Origin of the sequence: Streptomyces sp. NPDC088387 (genome assembly GCF_044753385.1) — a bacterium.
GTDB lineage: Bacteria > Actinomycetota > Actinomycetes > Streptomycetales > Streptomycetaceae > Streptomyces.
The window spans coordinates 1-18,963 of the sequence record NZ_JBIVNC010000004.1 but is presented as its reverse complement, the minus strand read 5'-3'; the positions used below and the strand labels follow the sequence as shown (position 1 = coordinate 18,963).

The 18,963-nt window shown below is 69.8% G+C and carries 13 protein-coding genes; 8 read left to right on the top strand and 5 right to left on the bottom strand.

All coding sequences use genetic code 11. From position 1 onward, the window contains the following. Positions 1–59 precede the first annotated feature (59 nt). Positions 60–2,696, top strand: coding sequence for a SpoIIE family protein phosphatase (locus ACIQAC_RS11600; protein ID WP_402189362.1), 2,637 nt, complete (start codon positions 60–62; stop codon positions 2,694–2,696). Between the two features lie 152 nt (positions 2,697–2,848). On the opposite strand, the gene ACIQAC_RS11595 is transcribed toward ACIQAC_RS11600, so the two are convergent. The 5 genes from ACIQAC_RS11595 to ACIQAC_RS11575 all read right to left on the bottom strand — a co-directional run bounded on the left by ACIQAC_RS11595 (position 2,849) and on the right by ACIQAC_RS11575 (position 8,204). Beyond that, a complete protein-coding gene (locus ACIQAC_RS11595; protein ID WP_402189359.1) occupies positions 2,849–4,156 on the bottom strand; it encodes a hypothetical protein in 1,308 nt (435 codons plus the stop codon). A gap of 63 nt (positions 4,157–4,219) precedes the next feature. Next, positions 4,220–4,993, bottom strand: a complete 774-nt coding sequence (locus ACIQAC_RS11590) for a succinate dehydrogenase/fumarate reductase iron-sulfur subunit (RefSeq protein WP_402189356.1) — start codon at positions 4,991–4,993, stop codon at positions 4,220–4,222. Continuing rightward, a complete protein-coding gene (locus tag ACIQAC_RS11585) occupies positions 4,990–6,936 on the bottom strand; it encodes a fumarate reductase/succinate dehydrogenase flavoprotein subunit (RefSeq protein ID WP_402189353.1) in 1,947 nt (648 codons plus the stop codon). Before ACIQAC_RS11585 ends, ACIQAC_RS11590 begins: the two co-directional genes overlap by 4 nt. Positions 6,937–6,953: 17 nt before the next feature. After that, positions 6,954–7,802: a hypothetical protein gene (locus ACIQAC_RS11580; RefSeq protein ID WP_402189351.1), complete on the bottom strand. Its 849-nt coding sequence runs from the start codon at positions 7,800–7,802 to the stop codon at positions 6,954–6,956. 111 nt (positions 7,803–7,913) lie between these two features. After that, on the bottom strand, positions 7,914–8,204 hold the full coding sequence (locus tag ACIQAC_RS11575) for a hypothetical protein (protein WP_402189349.1): 291 nt from the start codon (positions 8,202–8,204) through the stop codon (positions 7,914–7,916). Between the two features lie 336 nt (positions 8,205–8,540). Here ACIQAC_RS11575 and ACIQAC_RS11570 point away from each other — a divergent pair, with 336 nt between their 5' ends. The 7 genes from ACIQAC_RS11570 to ACIQAC_RS11540 form a co-directional block, all read left to right on the top strand. Further along, the gene (locus tag ACIQAC_RS11570; RefSeq protein ID WP_402189347.1) at positions 8,541–10,631 is read left to right on the top strand and encodes an ABC transporter family substrate-binding protein; all 2,091 of its coding nucleotides are present in this window, start codon (positions 8,541–8,543) and stop codon (positions 10,629–10,631) included. Positions 10,632–11,101: 470 nt separating this feature from the next. Beyond that, positions 11,102–13,009 (top strand): translational GTPase TypA, encoded by a 1,908-nt coding sequence (typA, locus tag ACIQAC_RS11565; RefSeq protein WP_402189345.1) that lies wholly within the window; start codon positions 11,102–11,104, stop codon positions 13,007–13,009. 440 nt (positions 13,010–13,449) lie between these two features. After that, positions 13,450–14,496, top strand: coding sequence for an ABC transporter permease (locus tag ACIQAC_RS11560; protein ID WP_402189343.1), 1,047 nt, complete (start codon positions 13,450–13,452; stop codon positions 14,494–14,496). A 102-nt stretch (positions 14,497–14,598) separates the two neighbouring features. Continuing rightward, positions 14,599–16,392: an ABC transporter substrate-binding protein gene (locus ACIQAC_RS11555; RefSeq protein WP_402189341.1), complete on the top strand. Its 1,794-nt coding sequence runs from the start codon at positions 14,599–14,601 to the stop codon at positions 16,390–16,392. A gap of 99 nt (positions 16,393–16,491) precedes the next feature. Further along, the gene (locus ACIQAC_RS11550; RefSeq protein WP_402189339.1) at positions 16,492–17,469 is read left to right on the top strand and encodes an ABC transporter permease; all 978 of its coding nucleotides are present in this window, start codon (positions 16,492–16,494) and stop codon (positions 17,467–17,469) included. 14 nt (positions 17,470–17,483) lie between these two features. Next, positions 17,484–18,545: an ABC transporter ATP-binding protein gene (locus ACIQAC_RS11545; protein ID WP_402189337.1), complete on the top strand. Its 1,062-nt coding sequence runs from the start codon at positions 17,484–17,486 to the stop codon at positions 18,543–18,545. 14 nt (positions 18,546–18,559) lie between these two features. Next, the coding region (locus ACIQAC_RS11540) for an ATP-binding cassette domain-containing protein (protein WP_402189336.1) at positions 18,560–18,963 on the top strand (404 nt) is incomplete at its 3' end.

Genomic DNA, 18,963 nt, shown 5'->3' with positions numbered 1-18,963 from the left:
GCGGGCAGCCGCCATCGGTGACCGGTGCCGGACGCGGTGAGCTGGAGGGGACGGTTCGCGTGAGCGAGATACCAGCGAAGGCCATGGAGTCCGAGGACCCGTCGGACGGCGGGAGGCGGACTGCCGCACAGGCGTTGGCCCGTGCGGGACACGACGGCCTCGCCCTGGGCGAGGGGCGGCACGGCGACGCCCTGTGGCAGAGCAGCCCGCCCGGCTCGATCTACGAGTACATCAAGGTCGCCTCCTTCTCCATCGGCCCCGACGGGCTGGTCGACCAGTGGAGCCTGCGCGCCGAGCAGCTCTTCGGCGTATCGGCCGAGCGCGCGGTGGGCCGGGACCCCATCGAGGCCTTCGTCGATCCCGACCTGCGCGAGCGCGGCCAGCGGAAGATGGCGGAGATCCTGGACGGCCGCGAGTGGACCGGCGTGGTGCCGTTCCGCACGCCGGACCTGTCCGACGGCTCCCCGGGCACCGAGGGCCTCGCCGAGGTCTATGTGATGCCGACCCGCACCGAGGACGGCGAGCGCGCTGCCGTCTGCATCGTCGTGGACGTCCGGGTGCTGCGCAGCATCGAGACCGACCTGGCGGCATCGCAGTCGATTTTCGGCCAATCTCCGTTCGGCTTTGTGCTCATCGACACCGACTTCAAGGTGCGCCGCGCCAACCAGCGCTTCGCCTCCCTTTTCGGTGGCGTCCCCGACGACCACCGCGGCCGGACGGTCCACGACTATCTGCCGCGCTCCGAGGCCGAGCGGGTCGCCGCGACCCTGCGCCGGGTGCTGGAGAGCGGCGAGTCCATCACGGACATGCACGTCACGGGGTTCGTGCCCGGTGACGACGAGCGGCGCCACTGGTCCATCAACCTCTACCGGGTGCACAGCGGTTCCGGCCGCCCCATCGGCATCGCCTGGCTCGGAACCGACATAACCGCCCGCCGCGCCGCCGCCCGCGAGGCCGCCGCCGCCCGCCGCAACCTCGCCCTGCTCAACGAGGCCGGTGCCCGCATCGGCAACTCCCTCGACCTGGAGACCACCGCCCGCGAGCTCCTCGACGTCGTGGTGCCCGGCTTCTGCGACCTGGCCACCGTCGACCTCTACCAGGGCCTGCTGGCCGGCGACGAGACCCCGCCCGGACTCGCCGACGGCAGCGCCGGACTGCGCCGCGTCGCCTTCGCCAGCGCCGTCTCCGACATCCCCTTCGCCGGTATGGCCGCGCCCGTCCCGGTCGGCGCGGTCCACCACTTCTCCTTCAACTCGCCCTGCGCCGACGCCCTGCGCACCGCCCGCCCGCGCAGCGTCCCCGCCGAGGAGGGCGGCCTGGTGCAGTCCACGCTGGCCGTGCCGATGGTCGCCCACGACACCGTCGTAGGACTCGCGCAGTTCTCCCGTACGAAGGGCAGCGAGCCGTTCGGGGACCGGGACCGGGATCTCGCGGTGGAGCTGGCCGCGCGGGCCGCCGTCTGTATCGACAACGCCCGGCTCTACCGGCGTGAGCACGAGCGGGCGTTGATACTGCAACGGTCCCTGCTCCCGCCCGGCGACCCGATCGCCTCCGGACTCGACATCGCCTGCCGCTACCGGCCGGGCAACGCCTCCACCGGCCGCCCCAGCGAGGTCGGCGGCGACTGGTTCGACGTCATCGAACTGCCGGGCCACCGCACGGCGTTGGTCGTCGGCGACGTGATGGGCCGCGGACTGCGCGCGGCCGTCGCGATGGGCGAACTCCGCACCGCCGTACGGACGCTCGCCCAGCTCGACCTCGAACCCGCCGAAGTGCTCTCGCAGTTGGACGAGATCGCCCGCGGGCTCGGCACCCCCGGCGGGGTCCAGCAGGCCACCCGCGCGGCCCGCCGGCCCCGTGAGGCGGACCTCTCCGAGGTGTACCTCGCGACCTGTGTGTACGCCGTCTACGACTCGGTGACCCGGCGCTGCACGTTCGCCAACGCCGGTCATCTCCCGCCGGTCCTCGTCGAACCCGGCGAGGCCGCGCTGATGCTCGACGTGCCGCCCGGCATGCCGCTCGGCGTCGGCGGCGAGCCGTTCGAGGAGGTCGAGGTCGAACTCCCGGAGGGCGCGCTCCTCGCGCTCTACACGGACGGTCTCGTCGAGTCCCGCGACCATCCGCTCGACGAGGGCCTCCAGGCGTTCGTCGGGGCGCTCACGGACCCCTCCAGCCCGCTGGAGGACGTCTGCGACCACGTGCTCAGCACCCTCGACACCCATCACGGCGAGGACGACATCGCACTGCTCATGGCCCGCGTCCAGGGGCTGCCGACGGAGTCCGTCGGCGACTGGACGCTGCCGCGCGAGCCGCGCAGTGTGGGGCGTGCGCGGGAGTACGCGCGCGGGCAGTTGCAGAGCTGGGACATGGAGGCGCTCGTCGACACGACGGAGTTGCTGGTCAGTGAGCTGGTGACCAACGCTCTGCGGTACGGCGAGGGGGAGATCCGGCTTCGGCTGCTGCTCGATCGCACGCTGGTGTGCGAGGTGTGGGACTCCGGGCTTGTGCAGCCTCGGCGGCGGCGGGCGCGGGACACCGACGAGGGTGGACGGGGGTTGCAGTTGGTCGGGTTGCTGTCCGCCGCGTGGGGCTCGCGCCGGACGCCGCGTGGGAAGACGGTGTGGTTCGAGCTTCCGTTGCCCGACGGCGGGACCAAGCTGGCGGATCCCGCGGAGGCGTTGCTCAGCCTGTTCTAGGGGCGGTCCGGCCCACCGGGTGCGGATGTGGGTGCGGGTGCGGGTGCGTCGTGGCTGGTCGCGCAGTTCCCCGCGCCCCTTTTTGGGCTTGCCTCGTGTGTTGGGTGCGGGTGGGGTGTGGCTGGTGGCGCAGTTCCTCGTGCCCCTGGGGGCTAGGTCGAGGTTGCCCGGGTTGCTTCCTGTTCTGCCTGTTGTCTGGCTGCTCTTGCCGTTTCCTCGGCTGCCAAGTGGTCTTGGGTCAGGAGGCGTTGGGCGGTTGCCAGGTGGGTGCGGGGTGCTGCCGAGAGGGCGGCTCGGTGGACGTCGACGTACGCGTCCGTCAGCGCGATGCTGCCGGTCGCGAGCAGTTCCGTCGCCGGTGGAAGCGGGACGGTCCGTACGACCCGGCGGAGCAGGGCGAGCGGGTCGTGGGGGGCCTGGGACGACAGGTCCCGGCGTATGGCCTCCAGTTCCGTTTCCGTGCCCGTGAGAGCGGTCCGGAGCTGGTCGTCCGCCGCCGTCAGGTCGGCCGCCAGGCGTTCCACCGCGTCCAGCAGGACCGCGGCCTGCGCCACGGCCCCCTCGGCGGCCCGCCGATGGCCCGCCGCCCGGTCGGGTTCGCCCAGGTCGGCCTGTTGCCGGGCCTGGTTGATACGGAGCGTGGCGACGGCCAGCCGGTCCCTGGCCTGCTCGACGAAACCGGTGACCGGCCCGGTCGCGCCGGGCGCGTAGCGGTGCGCCAGGTCGGCGAGGGTCCGCTCGGCGGGGACGATCCGCGCGGTCAGCTCCCGGAAGCGGGACTCCACGACCTCCAGCGCCCCGCCCGGTTCCGCGGCGCGGGCCGCGTCCAGGGCGGCGGCCTGGTCGTCCAGCAGCCGGCCCGCCTCCGTGCAGCGCCCGGCGATCCCGGTGAGCGCCTGCCGGCGTGCCGACTCCTCCTCGGGTACGCCGTCCTCGTACCGCTGCCGGATCGCGAAGGCCGCGGCCAGTTCCGTCTCGGCGTGGTGCAGGGCCCGGGTGAAGGGCTCCAGGGCGGACGGGTCGAGACGGGCCGCCGCGAAGCCGAGTTCGGCGCGGCCGGTGCGCACACTGTCGTCCGCCTCGACCAGCAACGCCCTTGCCCGCTCGTCGAGTTCGGAGAGGGGCGGGGCCGGGGGCTCCGGCGTCGGGGTGCCGCCCGGTGTGGTGCGGGAGCGGGTCCGTCTTGAGCGCCGTAGCCAGGTGTACGCGGCGCCCGCCACCGCCGCGACCGCCACCACCAGGGGCAGCGCCAGGTCGGCCGTGGAGGTGTCGTCCTCCCGCGAGACCGCGACCGCGCCCGCCCCGCGTGCGGCGGGCGCGTCGGAGGCCGACGTCATCGTGGGCAGCACCAGCCACAGCCACAGCAGGGCGATGACACCGCCGAGCAGCGAGAGCGCCAGGCGCGCGGATATACGGTCCCTGGCCCGTCCGGGCCGGCCCCGCATCGAGGAGCGCGTCACATTCCGGAGCGTATGGTCCGCGATGCCGCTCCGCGAGCGGGGTGGGTCACGGGTGGGAGGCGGCTACGACGACGAGCGCCTCCTGATCTTCGAGCCGAGCCAGACCAGCGGGTCGTACTTGCGGTCCACGGCCCGTTCCTTCAGCGGGATCAGCGCGTTGTCGGTGATCTTGATGCCTTCGGGGCAGACCTCCGTGCAGCACTTGGTGATGTTGCAGTAGCCGAGGCCGTGCTCGTCCTGGGCCGTGGCCTTGCGGTCCAGGCCCGATTCGGCGGCCGCGTCCAGCGGGTGCATGTCCAGTTCGGCGACCCGCATCAGGAAGCGCGGGCCCGCGAAGGCCTGCTTGTTCTCCTCGTGGTCGCGCACCACGTGACAGGTGTCCTGGCACAGGAAGCACTCGATGCACTTGCGGAACTCCTGCGAGCGGTCCACGTCCTCCTGGAACATCCGGTACTCGCCGGGTCCAACGCCCTCGGGCGGCACGAACGCCGGGACCTCACGCGCCTTCGTGTAGTTGAAGCCGACGTTCGTGACCAGGTCGCGGATGACCGGGAACGCCCGCAGCGGGGTGATGGTGATGGTCTCGTCGCGCTCGAACACCGACATACGGGTCATGCACAGCAGCCGCGGCCGGCCGTTGATCTCCGCCGAGCACGAACCGCACTTGCCCGCCTTGCAGTTCCAGCGCACCGCCAGGTCCGGCGCCTGGGTGGCCTGGAGCCGGTGCACGATGTCGAGGACCACCTCGCCGTCGTTCACCTCGACCTTGAAGTCCTCCAGGTCGCCGCCCCCGACGTCGCCCCGCCACACCTTGAAGCGGGCCTCGTAGCTGCTCACTCGTACAGCTCCTCTTCAGCGAGGTACTTGACCAGCTCCTCCTTGTCGAACAGGGCGAGCAGGTCCGGGCGGATGGAATCGGTGTTCTCCCGGGTCAGGGCGATCTGACCGCCGAGCGCGTCGGTGGCCGCGAAGCCCCCGGTGGGGTCGGTGAGCCGGCACAGCAGGTTGACGTTGCGCCACCTGCGGTCCATCTCCGGGTGGTCCTCACGGGTGTGGCCGCCGCGCGACTCGGTGCGCTCCAGGGCGGCCCTGGCCACACACTCGCTGACCAGCAGCATGTTCCGCAGGTCCAGCGCGAGGTGCCAGCCCGGGTTGAACTGGCGGTGGCCCTCGACCCCGGCCCGGCGCGCCCGTACCCGCAGATGGGCGAGTCTCTCCAGGGCCTGCTCCATCTCGCCCTCGCGGCGGATGATGCCGACCAGGTCGTTCATCGTCTGCTGGAGCTCCTGATGGAGGGTGTACGGGTTCTCCGGCGGGCCCGCGTCCGGCTCCTCGCTCTCCGCGGAGAACGGGCGCAGCGCCTCGGCCGCCGCGGCGTCGACCGCGGTGTCCGCCACCCGCGGGCGCTCCCCGGCAGCCCCGGCCGGCCCGGTCGCGTACTCGGCGGCGTGCCAGCCCGCCCGGCGGCCGAAGACCAGCAGGTCGGAGAGCGAGTTGCCGCCCAGCCGGTTGGAGCCGTGCATACCGCCGGCCACCTCACCGGCCGCGTAAAGGCCCGGCACGCCCCGGGCCTCCGCGGTGTCGGAGTCGACCGCGATACCGCCCATCACGTAGTGACAGGTCGGCCCGACCTCCATCGCCTCCGCCGTGATGTCGACGTCGGCGAGCTCCTTGAACTGGTGGTACATCGACGGCAGCCGGCGTTTGATCACCTCGGCCGGCATCCGGGTCGACACGTCCAGGAAGACCCCGCCGTGCGGGGAGCCGCGGCCCGCCTTGACCTCGGAGTTGATGGCACGGGCCACCTCGTCGCGGGGGAGCAGCTCGGGCGGGCGCCGGTTGTTGTCGGGGTCCTCGTACCAGCGGTCGCCCTCGGCCTCGGACTCGGCGTACTTCTCCTTGAAGACGTCCGGGATGTAGTCGAACATGAACCGCTTGCCCTCGGAGTTGCGCAGCACCCCGCCGTCACCGCGGACGGACTCCGTGACGAGGATGCCCTTCACCGACGGCGGCCAGACCATGCCCGTCGGGTGGAACTGCACGAACTCCATGTTCAGCAGCGGCGCCCCGGCGAGCAGCGCCAGCGCGTGGCCGTCGCCCGTGTACTCCCACGAGTTCGACGTCACCTTGAAGGACTTGCCGATACCGCCGGTGGCGATCACCACGGACGGCGCTTCGAGGACGAAGAAACGGCCCGTCTCACGGTCGTAGGCGAAGACGCCCGCGACCCTGCCCTCCTCGTCCTGGAGGATCCGGGTGACCGTGCACTCCTGGAAGACCTTCAGCCGCGACTCGTAGTCGCCGCTCTCGCGGTGGTCCTCCTGCTGGAGCGAGACGGTCTTCTGCTGGAGGGTGCGGATCAGCTCCAGGCCGGTGCGGTCACCGACGTGCGCGAGGCGCGGGTACTCGTGGCCGCCGAAGTTGCGCTGCGAGATCCGGCCGTCCTTCGTACGGTCGAACAGCGCGCCCCAGGTCTCCAGCTCCCACACCCGGTCCGGCGCCTCCTGCGCGTGCAGCTCGGCCATCCGCCACTGGTTGAGGAACTTGCCGCCGCGCAGGGTGTCCCGGAAGTGCACCTGCCAGCTGTCGTGCGGGTTGGCGTTGGCCATCGCGGCGGCGATGCCGCCCTCGGCCATCACCGTGTGTGCCTTGCCGAACAGCGACTTGCAGATCACGGCCGTACGGGCGCCCCGCTCGCGCGCCTCGATCGCGGCCCGCAGCCCTGCGCCGCCGGCCCCGATCACCACGACGTCCCACTCCTGTCGGTCGACCACGGACATCAAAAGGCCCCACTCATCTAGAAGAAGCGCGGATCGTCGAACGCGCCGGACGCGACCAGGAACACATAGAAGTCGGCGAGCGCCACGCTCACCAACGAGGCCCAGGCGAGCAGCATGTGACGGGCGTTCAGCTTCCCGACCCACTGCCACATCCGGTAGCGCACCGGGTGTTTGGAGAAGTGCTTGAGCTTGCCGCCCACGATGTGCCGGCAGGAGTGGCAGGAGATCGTGTACGCCCAGATCAGCCCGATGTTGAGCAGGAACACCAGGGTGCCGAGGCCCATGTGGCCCCACTCGTAGTGCTCGTCGCGGAAGGAGAGCACGGTGTCGTACGTGAGGATTCCGGCGACGACGATCGCGGCGTAGAAGAAGTACCGGTGGATGTTCTGGAGGATCAGCGGGAAGCGCGTCTCACCGGAGTACTTCTTGTGCGGCTCGGCCACCGCGCAGGCCGGCGGGGACGCCCAGAAGCCCCGGTAGTAGGCCTTGCGGTAGTAGTAGCAGGTCAGGCGGAAGCCGAGGGGGAAGATCAGGATGATGATCGCGGGCGAGATGCCCCACCAGCCGCCGAACAGGTCCCAGTTGGGCCCGCCGCGCATCGGCTCGCAGTTCTCCGCCAGACAGGGGGAGTAGAAGGGCGAGACGTACGGGGCCGCGTAGTAGTCGGTGTTGGCGAAGGCCCGCCAGGTCGAGTACACGATGAAGGCGAACAGCCCGGCGGCGGTGGCGGCCGGCGAGAGCCACCAGCGGTCGGTGCGCAGATGCGGGGCGGCGATCGCGGCGCGGGTCGCGGCGCGTACGCCGCCGGGGGAGCGGGATGCGGTGGCTGTGGGTTCTGTCGCTGGGGGTTCCGTACCAGTTGCCAACGGTTGACTCCGGTCGGGGATTCGGGGGCCGAGAGAGCCGGGGCACGTCCCTGCTCCGGGCGGCGGGGGCCGCCTGGGGAGCTCGCTGGTGCTCCGGCGTCGCTCGGCGTGTCAGGGTGCGCGGCGGTCGCGAGCGCCGAGGCCCTCGTCGTCCGTGTCCACCCAGAGGCTGTTGTCGTAGGGGGTGTCGGGGATGGTGACGAGTTCCGGGCGCCGGGGCGCGGCCGGCGAGGACGCCGCCTCACGCAGCAGCGCGACGCTCTCGCGCAGGTGCTCGCAGTCGGTGCGGACCCGGCGGATGTCCAGACCTCCGCCGCCCAGCTGCTGTTCCAGCCGCCCCACGGACCTGGACAGGTCCTCGAGGCACTTCTGGACTGACGTCAGTTCGTCGTGCACGGACATGACGTGACCTCACTTCCGTCGTTCCCGTCGTTCCCGTCGGAATTTCCGTCGGACGCGGCCCCTGGCCGGCCGTGGACGGCGACGTTCATGCGCCTGCGAGTGTTGCGCGTCACACCGGCCGGTGGGAAGGGACGTGCACCGATTGGCCGAGGTGTACAGGTGCACGAGTCCTCGCACTGCGCCGCACGGGTGAGCTTCCCGCGCGTCGACGCCGTGTCGCCCCGCGTTGCCGAACCCTTTCCTCTTCAGTGGCCGCATACAGGCGAAAAGATCTGATCAGCTCCATATACCGCCAAACGTGATCATAACTCCCGCGGCTCCCGGAGGTAAGCAGAGATGTCCCACCCCGTCGGTCCGCGCGCGGTGCTGCGCTCGGTCGCCTTCCTCACCGCGGGTGCCCTCGCGGTGCCGGCCCTGTCCGGCTGCGGCTCGGACGACCGGGCCGGCAAGCCGCTCGCCGGGCAGGACATCGCGCCCGCCACCCGCGCCCAGGTCGCCGACGGCGGCACCCTGCGCTGGGCCGTGGACGCCGTGCCGGAGACCCTGAACACCTTCCAGTCCGATGCCGACGCCACCACCACGCGGATCGCGCAGGCCGTGCTGCCGTCGATGTACCGGCTCGACGTCAACGGGCGCCCGGAGATCAACAGCGACTTCCTGGAGACGGCCAAGGTCGTCGAGACCGAGCCCCGCCAGGTGGTGCTCTACAAGCTGAACCAGCAGGCGGTGTGGAGCGACGGCCGTGAGATCGGCGCGGCCGACTTCGCCGCCCAGTGGCGGGCCCTGTCCGGGAAGGACAGCGCCTACTGGACGGCCCGCAACGCCGGGTACGACCGGATCGAGCGGATCGAGCGGGGCAAGAACGACCTGGAGGTCAAGGTCACCTTCGCCCGGCCCTACGCCGACTGGCGGTCGCTGTTCTCGCCGCTGTACCCGAAGGAGGTCATGGGCACGCCGGACTCCTTCAACGACGGGGCGCGGCGCAGGCTCAAGGTCACCGCGGGGCCGTTCGCCATCAAGGAGATCGACCGCAAGGACGACGAGGTGACCCTCGCCCGCAGCCCGCGCTGGTGGGGCGAGCCGACCAAGCTCTCGCAGTTCGTGCTGCGGGTGGTGCCGCGCGACGAGCGCGCCGACGCGCTGGCCGAGGGCCGGGTCGACCTCGCCGACGTCGACCCCGCCGCCGCGCGCCGGATCGCGCTGGCCGGCGGGCCCAGGAGCAGTGGTACGCCCACCCCGCGGGCGGCGGCCGCGCCGACGGACGAGCAGCGGGCCCTGGGCGGTTTCGAGGTCCGCAAGTCACTGGAACCGGCCTACACCCAGCTCGCCCTCAACGGCGCCGACGGTCCGCTCGCCGACGAGCGGGTCCGCCGGGCGGTGGCCCGCGCCCTGGACCGCCGGGAACTCGCGAAGCTCGTCCTCAAGCCGCTCGGGCTGCCCGCCGTACCGGTCGGCAGCCACCTCGCCCTGTCCGGGCAGGCCGCGTACGCCGACAACAGCGGCGCGCTCGGCGACCAGGACACCGCCGAGGCCCAGGCCCTGCTCGCGGACGCCGGCTGGGTGGCGGGCGGCCCGCTGAAGAGCAAGAAGAAGGGCGAGAAGGCGGCGGGGGCGGAGGAGGGCGCGTCGACCGAGCCGTCGGAATCGTCCGAATCATCGGAGTCCTCGGAGTCCTCGGAGGGTGAGTCCGAGGGTGGTGACGACGGTACGTACATCGTCGGTGAGGACGGCAAGGCCGGCGACGGTGAGCGGCCCGGTGCGGGCGGCGACGCGGCGCATCTCGCGCAGGACGGCAAGCAGTACGTCGGGGACCAGCTGAAGCAGGGCGGGGCGCCGGGGGCGTACGCGCCCAAGGGCACCGCGGCTCCGGCGGGCGCCGCGGCGGGGCCGCTCGCGAAGGACGGCAAGCCGCTGACGCTGCGGTTCGTGGTGCCGTCGGGCAAGGGCTCGGACACGTTGCGGGCGGTCGCCGACCGGATCACGCGGATGCTGGACCGGGTGGGGATCCGTACGGAGACGACGAAGGTGGCGGACGAGAGCTACTTCAAGGACCATGTCGCGTCCGGGGAGTACGACCTGGCGCTGTACTCGTGGCCGGCCTCCGCGTTTCCGGCGACCGATGCGCGGCCGATCTATGCCAAGCCGGTGCCGGCGGCTGACGGTTCACTGACTGTTGAGCAGAACTTCACGCGGGTCGGTACGGATCAGGTGGACCAGCTGTTCGATCAGGCGATCGCGACGTTGGACGAGGGGGAGTCGCGGGCGTTGGTGCGCAAGGCTGATGCGCGGATCTGGGCGGCTGCCGGGTCGATTCCGCTGTATCAGCGGCCGCAGTTGGTCGCCGCGAAGAAGAGTGTTGTGAACGTGGGTGCGTTCGGCTTCGAGACGCCGGTGTACGAGGACATGGGCTTCCTGAAGAAGCGGTAGCCGGTCCGGCGCGGTCCGGTGGTCGCCGGTCGCGCAGTTCCCCGCGCCCCTGGGGGCGGGCGGTTGTCGTGCGGGCGCGGGCCCGTCGTGGCTGGTCGCGCAGTTCCCCGCGCCCCTAAAAGCAAGAGCCGACCCCGCGCAGCCGCGCCGCTGCAACCCACGCAGCCGCGGGCAGCTGTGCCGCTGGGGCGGCACGGGTGGGCGCGGCGGCACCCCGTCGCGCCGGGTTGCGCAACGCCCCCACGGCAACCCACACCCGCGGCACCCCCGTCGCGCCGGGGCGCGCAACGCCCCCCGTTATCAGCCTCCGCACAGGTCAGCGTGCCTCCTACCTGGGTCGACCCGGCCGGGGAGGCCCCCGCGGCGGCGGGCCCGTACCATTGGGTGAGGCCGTGGCATGTCAAGCCCGGCAGGGCCCGCGTCACACCTTCACGCAGGCCGCCCTCACCATTCCGGGAGAACGCCGCAATATGGCCACGCGCCACGACATCCGCAACGTCGCCATCGTCGCCCACGTCGACCACGGCAAGACGACCCTCGTCGACGCCATGCTGAAGCAGGCCGGTGCCTTCGCGGCGCACGCCGCCGAGTCGCTCGACGACCGCATGATGGACTCGAACGACCTGGAGCGTGAGAAGGGCATCACGATCCTGGCCAAGAACACGGCCGTGAAGTACCACCCGAAGGACGGTGGCGAGGTCGTCACCATCAACATCATCGACACCCCGGGCCACGCCGACTTCGGTGGCGAGGTCGAGCGCGGTCTGTCGATGGTGGACGCCGTGGTGCTGCTCGTCGACGCCTCCGAGGGGCCGCTGCCGCAGACCCGGTTCGTGCTGCGCAAGGCGCTCCAGGCCCGGCTGCCCGTCATCCTCTGCATCAACAAGACGGACCGTCCGGACTCGCGCATCGACGAGGTCGTGAACGAGGCGTACGACCTCTTCCTCGACCTCGACGCCGACGAGGACCAGATCGAGTTCCCGATCGTGTACGCGTGCGCGCGTGACGGCGTGGCCTCGCTCACCAAGCCGGAGAACGGCACGGTCCCGCAGGACAGCGACAGCCTGGAGCCCTTCTTCTCCACGATCCTGTCCCACGTCCCGGCTCCGGAGTTCGACACGGAGGCGCCGCTCCAGGCGCACGTCACCAACCTGGACGCCGACAACTTCCTCGGCCGTATCGCGCTGCTCCGCGTCGAGCAGGGCGAGCTGCGCAAGGGCCAGACCGTCACGTGGATCAAGCGCGACGGCACGATGTCCAACGTCCGGATCACCGAGCTGCTGATGACCGAGGCGCTCACCCGCAAGCCCGCCGAGATGGCCGGCCCGGGTGACATCTGCGCGGTCGCCGGTATCCCGGACATCATGATCGGCGAGACCCTCGCCGACCCCGAGAACCCGATCCCGCTGCCGCTGATCACCGTCGACGAGCCGGCGATCTCGATGACCATCGGCACCAACACCTCGCCGCTGGTCGGCCGTGGCGGCACCGGCAAGGGCGCCGACAACAAGGCCGCGGTCAAGGACCGCAAGGTCACCGCCCGTCAGGTCAAGGACCGCCTCGACCGCGAGCTGGTCGGCAACGTCTCGCTGCGGGTGCTGGACACCGAGCGTCCCGACGCCTGGGAGGTCCAGGGCCGTGGTGAGCTGGCGCTCGCCATCCTGGTCGAGCAGATGCGCCGCGAGGGCTTCGAGCTGACCATCGGCAAGCCGCAGGTCGTCACCAAGCAGGTCGAGGGCAAGACGTACGAGCCCGTCGAGCGGATGACGATCGACGTGCCCGAGGAGCACATGGGCGCGGTCACGCAGCTCATGGGTGTCCGCAAGGGCCGGATGGACAACATGTCCAACCACGGTTCCGGCTGGGTCCGCATGGAGTTCGTCGTGCCGTCCCGCGGTCTCATCGGCTTCCGTACCGAGTTCCTGACCGGCACGCGCGGCACCGGTATCGCGCACTCCATCCACGAGGGCCACGAGCCCTGGTTCGGCCAGCTGTCGACCCGTAACAACGGTTCGCTGGTCGCCGACCGGGCCGGCGCCGTCACCGCGTTCGCGATGACGAACCTCCAGGAGCGCGGTGTGCTGTTCACCGACCCCGGCACCGAGGTGTACGAGGGCATGATCGTCGGCGAGAACTCGCGCTCCGACGACATGGACGTGAACATCACGAAGGAGAAGAAGCTCACGAACATGCGGTCGTCGTCGGCCGACACGTTCGAGGCGATCGTGCCGCCGCGCAAGCTCTCCCTGGAGCAGTCGCTGGAGTTCTGCCGCGACGACGAGTGTGTCGAGGTGACCCCGGAGGCCGTGCGCATCCGCAAGGTCAACCTGGACCAGCGTGAGCGCGCCCGCGCCGCGAGCCGCGCCAAGCACGGCTGACGCCACCGCCACGGGAACCCGGCTCTCCGCCCCGGAGGGCCGGGTTCCCGGCCGTTTGGCGGTCCGTCAGGGCCCCGGACACCGTACCCTCGGGTAAGGCCCGGGACGGGCCGTCCACGGGCTTCGGAGAGCTTTCCGTACCGCCCGGCGGGGCCCTTAAAGTGCTGTTCGGATATCGGTGAACGAGCGATCAAGTTTCGGACATGTAACGCCAAAATGCATCCCGGTATGTCCTGTTCGCCGGTTTGACGTCTCACCTGTCAAGCGCGAACAGGTGTCAATCCTCGCAATTTTTGCTCAAAAAATTGGCGGTAGGGAGATCCCTATGCCTTCCGCCCTTGACGCGCGTTGATGCACTTGGCGAAAGTTCCCCCAAACCACAGAACCTGCCGGTATCTGTGCTGCGCTCAACTCTCCAACCCCCCGGGGGAAGAACACACATGACCAGTCCAACCAAGGCCGAGGGCTCGGGGTCCGCGGTCGCCTTGGACCCAGAGCTCGACGCGACCTCCGAGGTCGCCAAGGGTGCGAAGAAGCTTGAGGGTCGCTCCCCCGGGCAGTTGATGTGGCAGCGCTTCAGGCGTGACCGTACAGGGATGTTCTGCGCCGGCGTAGTGATTTTCTACTTCGTGATCTCTCTCGTGGCGCCGCTGCTGACCAAGCTCAGCGGCACCAACCCCTACACGCTGTACGGCCAGGACCCCACGTACGCCGACCGGCCCGTCCTCGACGAGTTCGGGCTTCCGCTCGGCTACTTCGGCGGTGTGTCCGGGACCCACTGGTTCGGTGTGGAGCCGCAGCTCGGCCGTGACCTGTTCGCCATGCTCGTGTACGGCATGCGGACCTCGCTGTTCATGGCGCTGGGTGTCACCACCCTGCTGATGGTCACCGGCATCACCCTCGGTCTGATCGGCGGCTACTTCGGCGGCCGTACCGACTACTGGATCGGCCGGGTCACCGACTTCTTCCTGTCGTTCCCCCAGCAGCTGTTCTTCATCGCGTTCATGCCGGTCGTCACCGCGTTCTTCGTGGACCCCCAGGATGAGACCCCCACATACTTCCGGGCGCTCGCGATCCTGATCGTGCTGTGGCTGCTGGGCTGGATGGGCATGGCCCGGCTGGTCCGCTCGACCGTGCTGTCGCTGCGCGAGCGGGAGTTCGTGGAGGCGGCCAAGGTGTCCGGCGCCTCGCCCTGGCGGATCGTGCGCAAGGAGATCCTGCCGAACATCGTCTCCCCGATCCTGGTGCAGTTCACGTACCAGCTGCCCAGCACGATCCTCTCCATCGCCTTCCTGTCCTTCGCCGGCGTCGGCTTCGTCGAACCGACCCCGGACTGGGGGCGGCTGTTCGCCGCGGGCGCCAACTACGCCCAGCAGGACCCGGCGTTCATGTTCTTCCCCGGTGTGGCACTGGTGATCTTCATCCTGTGCTTCAACCTTCTCGGGGACTCCGTACGGGATGCATTCGACCCGAAATCCGGGCGGTGAAGCGTCCATTGGTGGGGGGTGACTGCCGCCCCCGCGTCGGCCTACCAGCCGCGTCAGGCAGTACTCATGGATAACAACCGACAGGTAGGTGCTTTCACCGCTATGAAGACGTTCACCTCGCGCAGAGCGCGCGCCATAGTGGTCGCGATCGCGGCCGGCTCCCTCGCGCTCACGGGCTGCTCGGAGAACACGGGCTCCAGCTCCAACAAGGACTCCAAGAAGGACCAGGAAGAGGCCTCGACCCAGTCGAAGGCGGTCGTCTACGAGGACGCCGCCGCCTCCACCGGCCCGGCCGAGGAGGTCCCCGGAGCCAAGCCGGGCGGCACCATCACCGCCTACCAGGAGTCCGGCCTCTCCCACCTGGACCCGGGCCAGATCTACGTCTCCGACGCCGGCCAGGCCGCCAACCTGCTCTTCCGCGGTCTGACCAACTTCAAGGAGGACGGCAAGGGCGGCACGTCGGTCGTCGGTGACCTCGCGACCGACTCCGGCACGTCGTCCGACGACGGCAAGACCTGGACGTTCACGCTCAAGGACGGCATCAAGGACCAGAACGGCAAGGCGATCACCTCCGCCGACGTCCGTCACACCGTCGAGCGCACCTACGCCGAGTTCATCTTCGACGGCCCGACGTACCTCCAGACCTGGCTGAGCGGCGCCGAGTACCGCAAGGAGCTGCCGGACGGCGGCTACGGCGACAAGCACCTGCCGGACTCCGTCCTGGAGACCCCGGACGACAAGACCATCGTCTTCCACTTCGACGTGGCGCGCCCCGACCTGCCGCAGACGCTGGCGATGCCGGGCTACTCGATCGTCCCCGAGTCGACCGACACCAAGGAGAAGTACGACAAGGCCCCGGTCGCCACGGGCCCGTACAAGATCTCCGAGTACAAGATCGGCAAGTCCCTGAAGCTGGTCAAGAACGACCAGTGGGACCCCGCCACCGACGCCGTGCGCCACCAGTACCTCGACGGCTTCGACATGCAGTTCGGTGTCACCGAGTCGACCCAGACCAAGCGTCTGATCGCCGACCAGGGCGACGCCAAGAACGCCATCCAGTTCACCGGCAGCGTCGAGTCCACCCAGATCCAGGACGTCGTCGGCGACGCCGCGGTCAACAAGCGGACGATCAAGGGCTACCAGCCCTACGTCCAGGTCCTGAACTTCAACCTGGACCGGGTCAAGAACAAGGCCGTCCGTGACGCCATCACCTACGCGGTCAACTCCAAGTCCCTGATCGCCGGTGAGGGCGGCGCCTACGGCGGCGACGTGGCCCCGAACCTGTTCGCCCCGACCCTGCCTGGCTACGAGGCCGCCTACGACCCGTACGGCCGGCTGAAGACGCCGCAGGGCAACATCGCGAAGGCCGAGGAGCTCCTCAAGGACGTCCCGGCCGCCGAGAAGAAGCTCGTCTTCGCCTACTCCAACAGCGAGCAGGGCCAGAAGCGCAAGGTCGCCATCGAGGACGCGCTGACCAAGATCGGCTTCGACGTCGTCTCCAAGGAGGTCGACGCGGCGAGCTACTACGAGCAGATCGGCAAGCTCGACAACACGTACGACATCTACATCTCCGGCTGGGGCCAGGACTGGCCGTCCCCGGGCACGGTCGTGACCCCGGTCTACGACGGTGACCAGGTCGCCGACGGTTCGCCGAACTACTCGCACATCGACGACCCGAAGGTCCAGGAGCTGATCACCAAGGCCCTGACCCAGGAGCCGACCGAGGCCGCCAAGACCTGGACCGAGGCGCACCACTACATCCTGGAGAAGATCAACCCGGCTGCCCCGCTCTGGTACACCAAGCAGCTCCAGCTGTACGGCTCGAACATCGGCGGTGCCCGCTACAGCACCGAGTCGAGCTACATCGACGTCACCCGACTGTTCCTGAAGTCGTAACTCTCTACGGCTGATCGCGGGAGTGCGCACCAGGCGGAGCGCACTCCCGCGGTTCCGCGTAAACCTCCCACCGTCTCCGCAGAGAGCAGCCACCCCGCCATGTTTCAGTTCATCCTCCGGCGTCTGGTCGGTGCCGTCGTCACCCTGTTCCTCATCGGCGCCGCGACCTTCTTCCTCTTCGTAGCCGCGCCGTCCGACTACGCCTCACTGGCCTGTGGCAAGGACTGTTCCCCCGCGAGACTGGAGGACATCCGCGAGGCCCTCGGCCTCAACCTGCCGATCGCCCAGCAGTTCTGGGACTTCATGTCCGGCATCGTGATGGGCCGGGACTTCCCGACCGGCCACTGCGCCGCGCCCTGCCTCGGCCAGTCGTTCTACTCCGGCGACATGGTCTGGGACACGATCCTCGACCGGTTCCCGCTGACCCTCTCGCTGACCGTCGGCGCGATGGCCGTCTTCCTCACCGTCGGTATCGGCGCCGGCATGCTCGCCGCATACCGCCGCGGAACGCTGATCGACAAGGCCGCGACCGGCGCGTCCATGGTGCTCAGCTCGTTCCAGATCTACTTCCTCGGCCCGATCGTGCTGCTGATCTTCGTGTACAGCACCGGCTGGGTGGAGGACCCCAAGTACGTGCCGTTCACCGACGATCCGTTCGGCTGGCTGGCCGGACTGTGGATCCCGATGATCGTGATGGCCACCATCTTCACCGCGCAGTACACGCGTATGGCGCGCGCCTCCCTCATCGAGCAGCTCGCCGAGGAGCACGTGCGCACCGCCCGGGCCAAGGGCATGCCGAAGCGGTTCGTCTTCTTCCGCTATGCCTGGCGCGGCTCGCTCATCCCCATCGTCACCGTGCTCGGTATCGACATCAGCTCGCTGCTGGGCGGCGGTGTGGTCACCGAACTCACCTTCTCCCTCCAGGGAATCGGCCGCCTGGCCGTCGACGGAGCGACCCAGAAGGACCTCCCGCTGACGATGGGCGTCATGCTGTTCGGCGCCTTCTTCATCCTGCTTCTGAACATCTTCGTCGACATCGTGTACGCCTGGATCGACCCGCGCGTCCGGCTCTCCTAGGAAGACCCACCACCGTGACCACACTGACCAAGACCGAGGACGCCCCGGCCCCGACCGGGCCCGAGAGCTTCCTCTCGGTCCGTGACCTGCGGGTGCAGTTCTCCACCGAGGACGGCATCGTCAAGGCGGTCGACGGGCTGTCCTTCGACGTCGAGCGCGGCAAGACCCTGGGTATCGTCGGCGAGTCCGGCTCCGGCAAGTCCGTCACCAACCTGACGATCCTGGGCCTGCACAACCCCCGCTCCAGCACCGTCGACGGCGAGATCGTCCTCGACGGCAAGGAGCTCGTCACCGCCACCGAGAAGGAGCTGGAGAAGCTCCGCGGCAACAAGATGGCGATGATCTTCCAGGACCCGCTGACCGCGCTCTCCCCGTACTACACGGTGGGCCGGCAGCTGTCCGAGCCGTATGTGAAGCACACCGGCGCCTCCAAGAAGGAGGCCAAGTCGCGGGCGATCCAGATGCTGGAGAAGGTCGGCATCCCGCAGCCCAAGGTGCGCTTCGACGACTACCCGCACCAGTTCTCCGGCGGTATGCGCCAGCGCGCGATGATCGCCATGGCGCTGATGTGCGACCCCGACCTGCTGATCGCCGACGAGCCGACCACCGCGCTCGACGTGACCGTGCAGGCGCAGATCCTCGACCTGCTCAAGGACCTCCAGCAGGAGTTCGGCTCCGCGATCATCTTTATCACCCACGACCTCGGCGTGATCTCCAACATGGCCGACGACCTGCTGGTGATGTACGCGGGCCGGGCCGTGGAGCGCGGCAGCGTCCGTGAGGTGCTGCGCAGCCCGAAGCACCCGTACACCTGGGGCCTGCTCAGCTCCATGCCGCGTCTGGACGGCGACATCCACGCCGATCTCACGCCGATCCCGGGCTCTCCGCCCTCACTGCTCAACCCGCCGTCTGGCTGCCCGTTCCACCCGCGGTGCGCCTTCCAGGACCGGGTCGCGGGCACGCTGTGCTCGGACACCCGGCCGCCGCTGGCCGTCGGCCGCGCCTCGGCCTGCCATCTGTCGGACGAGCAGAAGCAGACCATTTTCATCAACGAGATCCAGCCCCGGCTGCGCTAGGGAGAACCGAGATCATGAGCGACAACCTCACCCTCCCCGCACAGCAGGGCGCCACGGACACCGCCAGGGAAACCCTCCTGGAAGTCACGGGCCTGACGAAACACTTCCCGATCTACGGCGGCTTCCCGATCAAACGCAAGGTCGGCGCGGTCCAGGCCGTGGACGGCGTCGACCTGACCGTGGGCGTCGGCGAGAGCGTGGGTGTGGTCGGCGAGTCCGGCTGCGGCAAGTCGACCACGGGCCGGCTGATCACGCGTCTGCTGGAGCCGACGGCCGGCAAGATCATCTACTCCGGTCAGGACATCACGAGCGCCTCGCGCCGCCAACTGGCGCCGGTGCGTTCGGAGATCCAGATGATCTTCCAGGATCCGTACTCGTCGTTGAATCCGCGGCAGACGGTCGGCACGATCATCAAGTC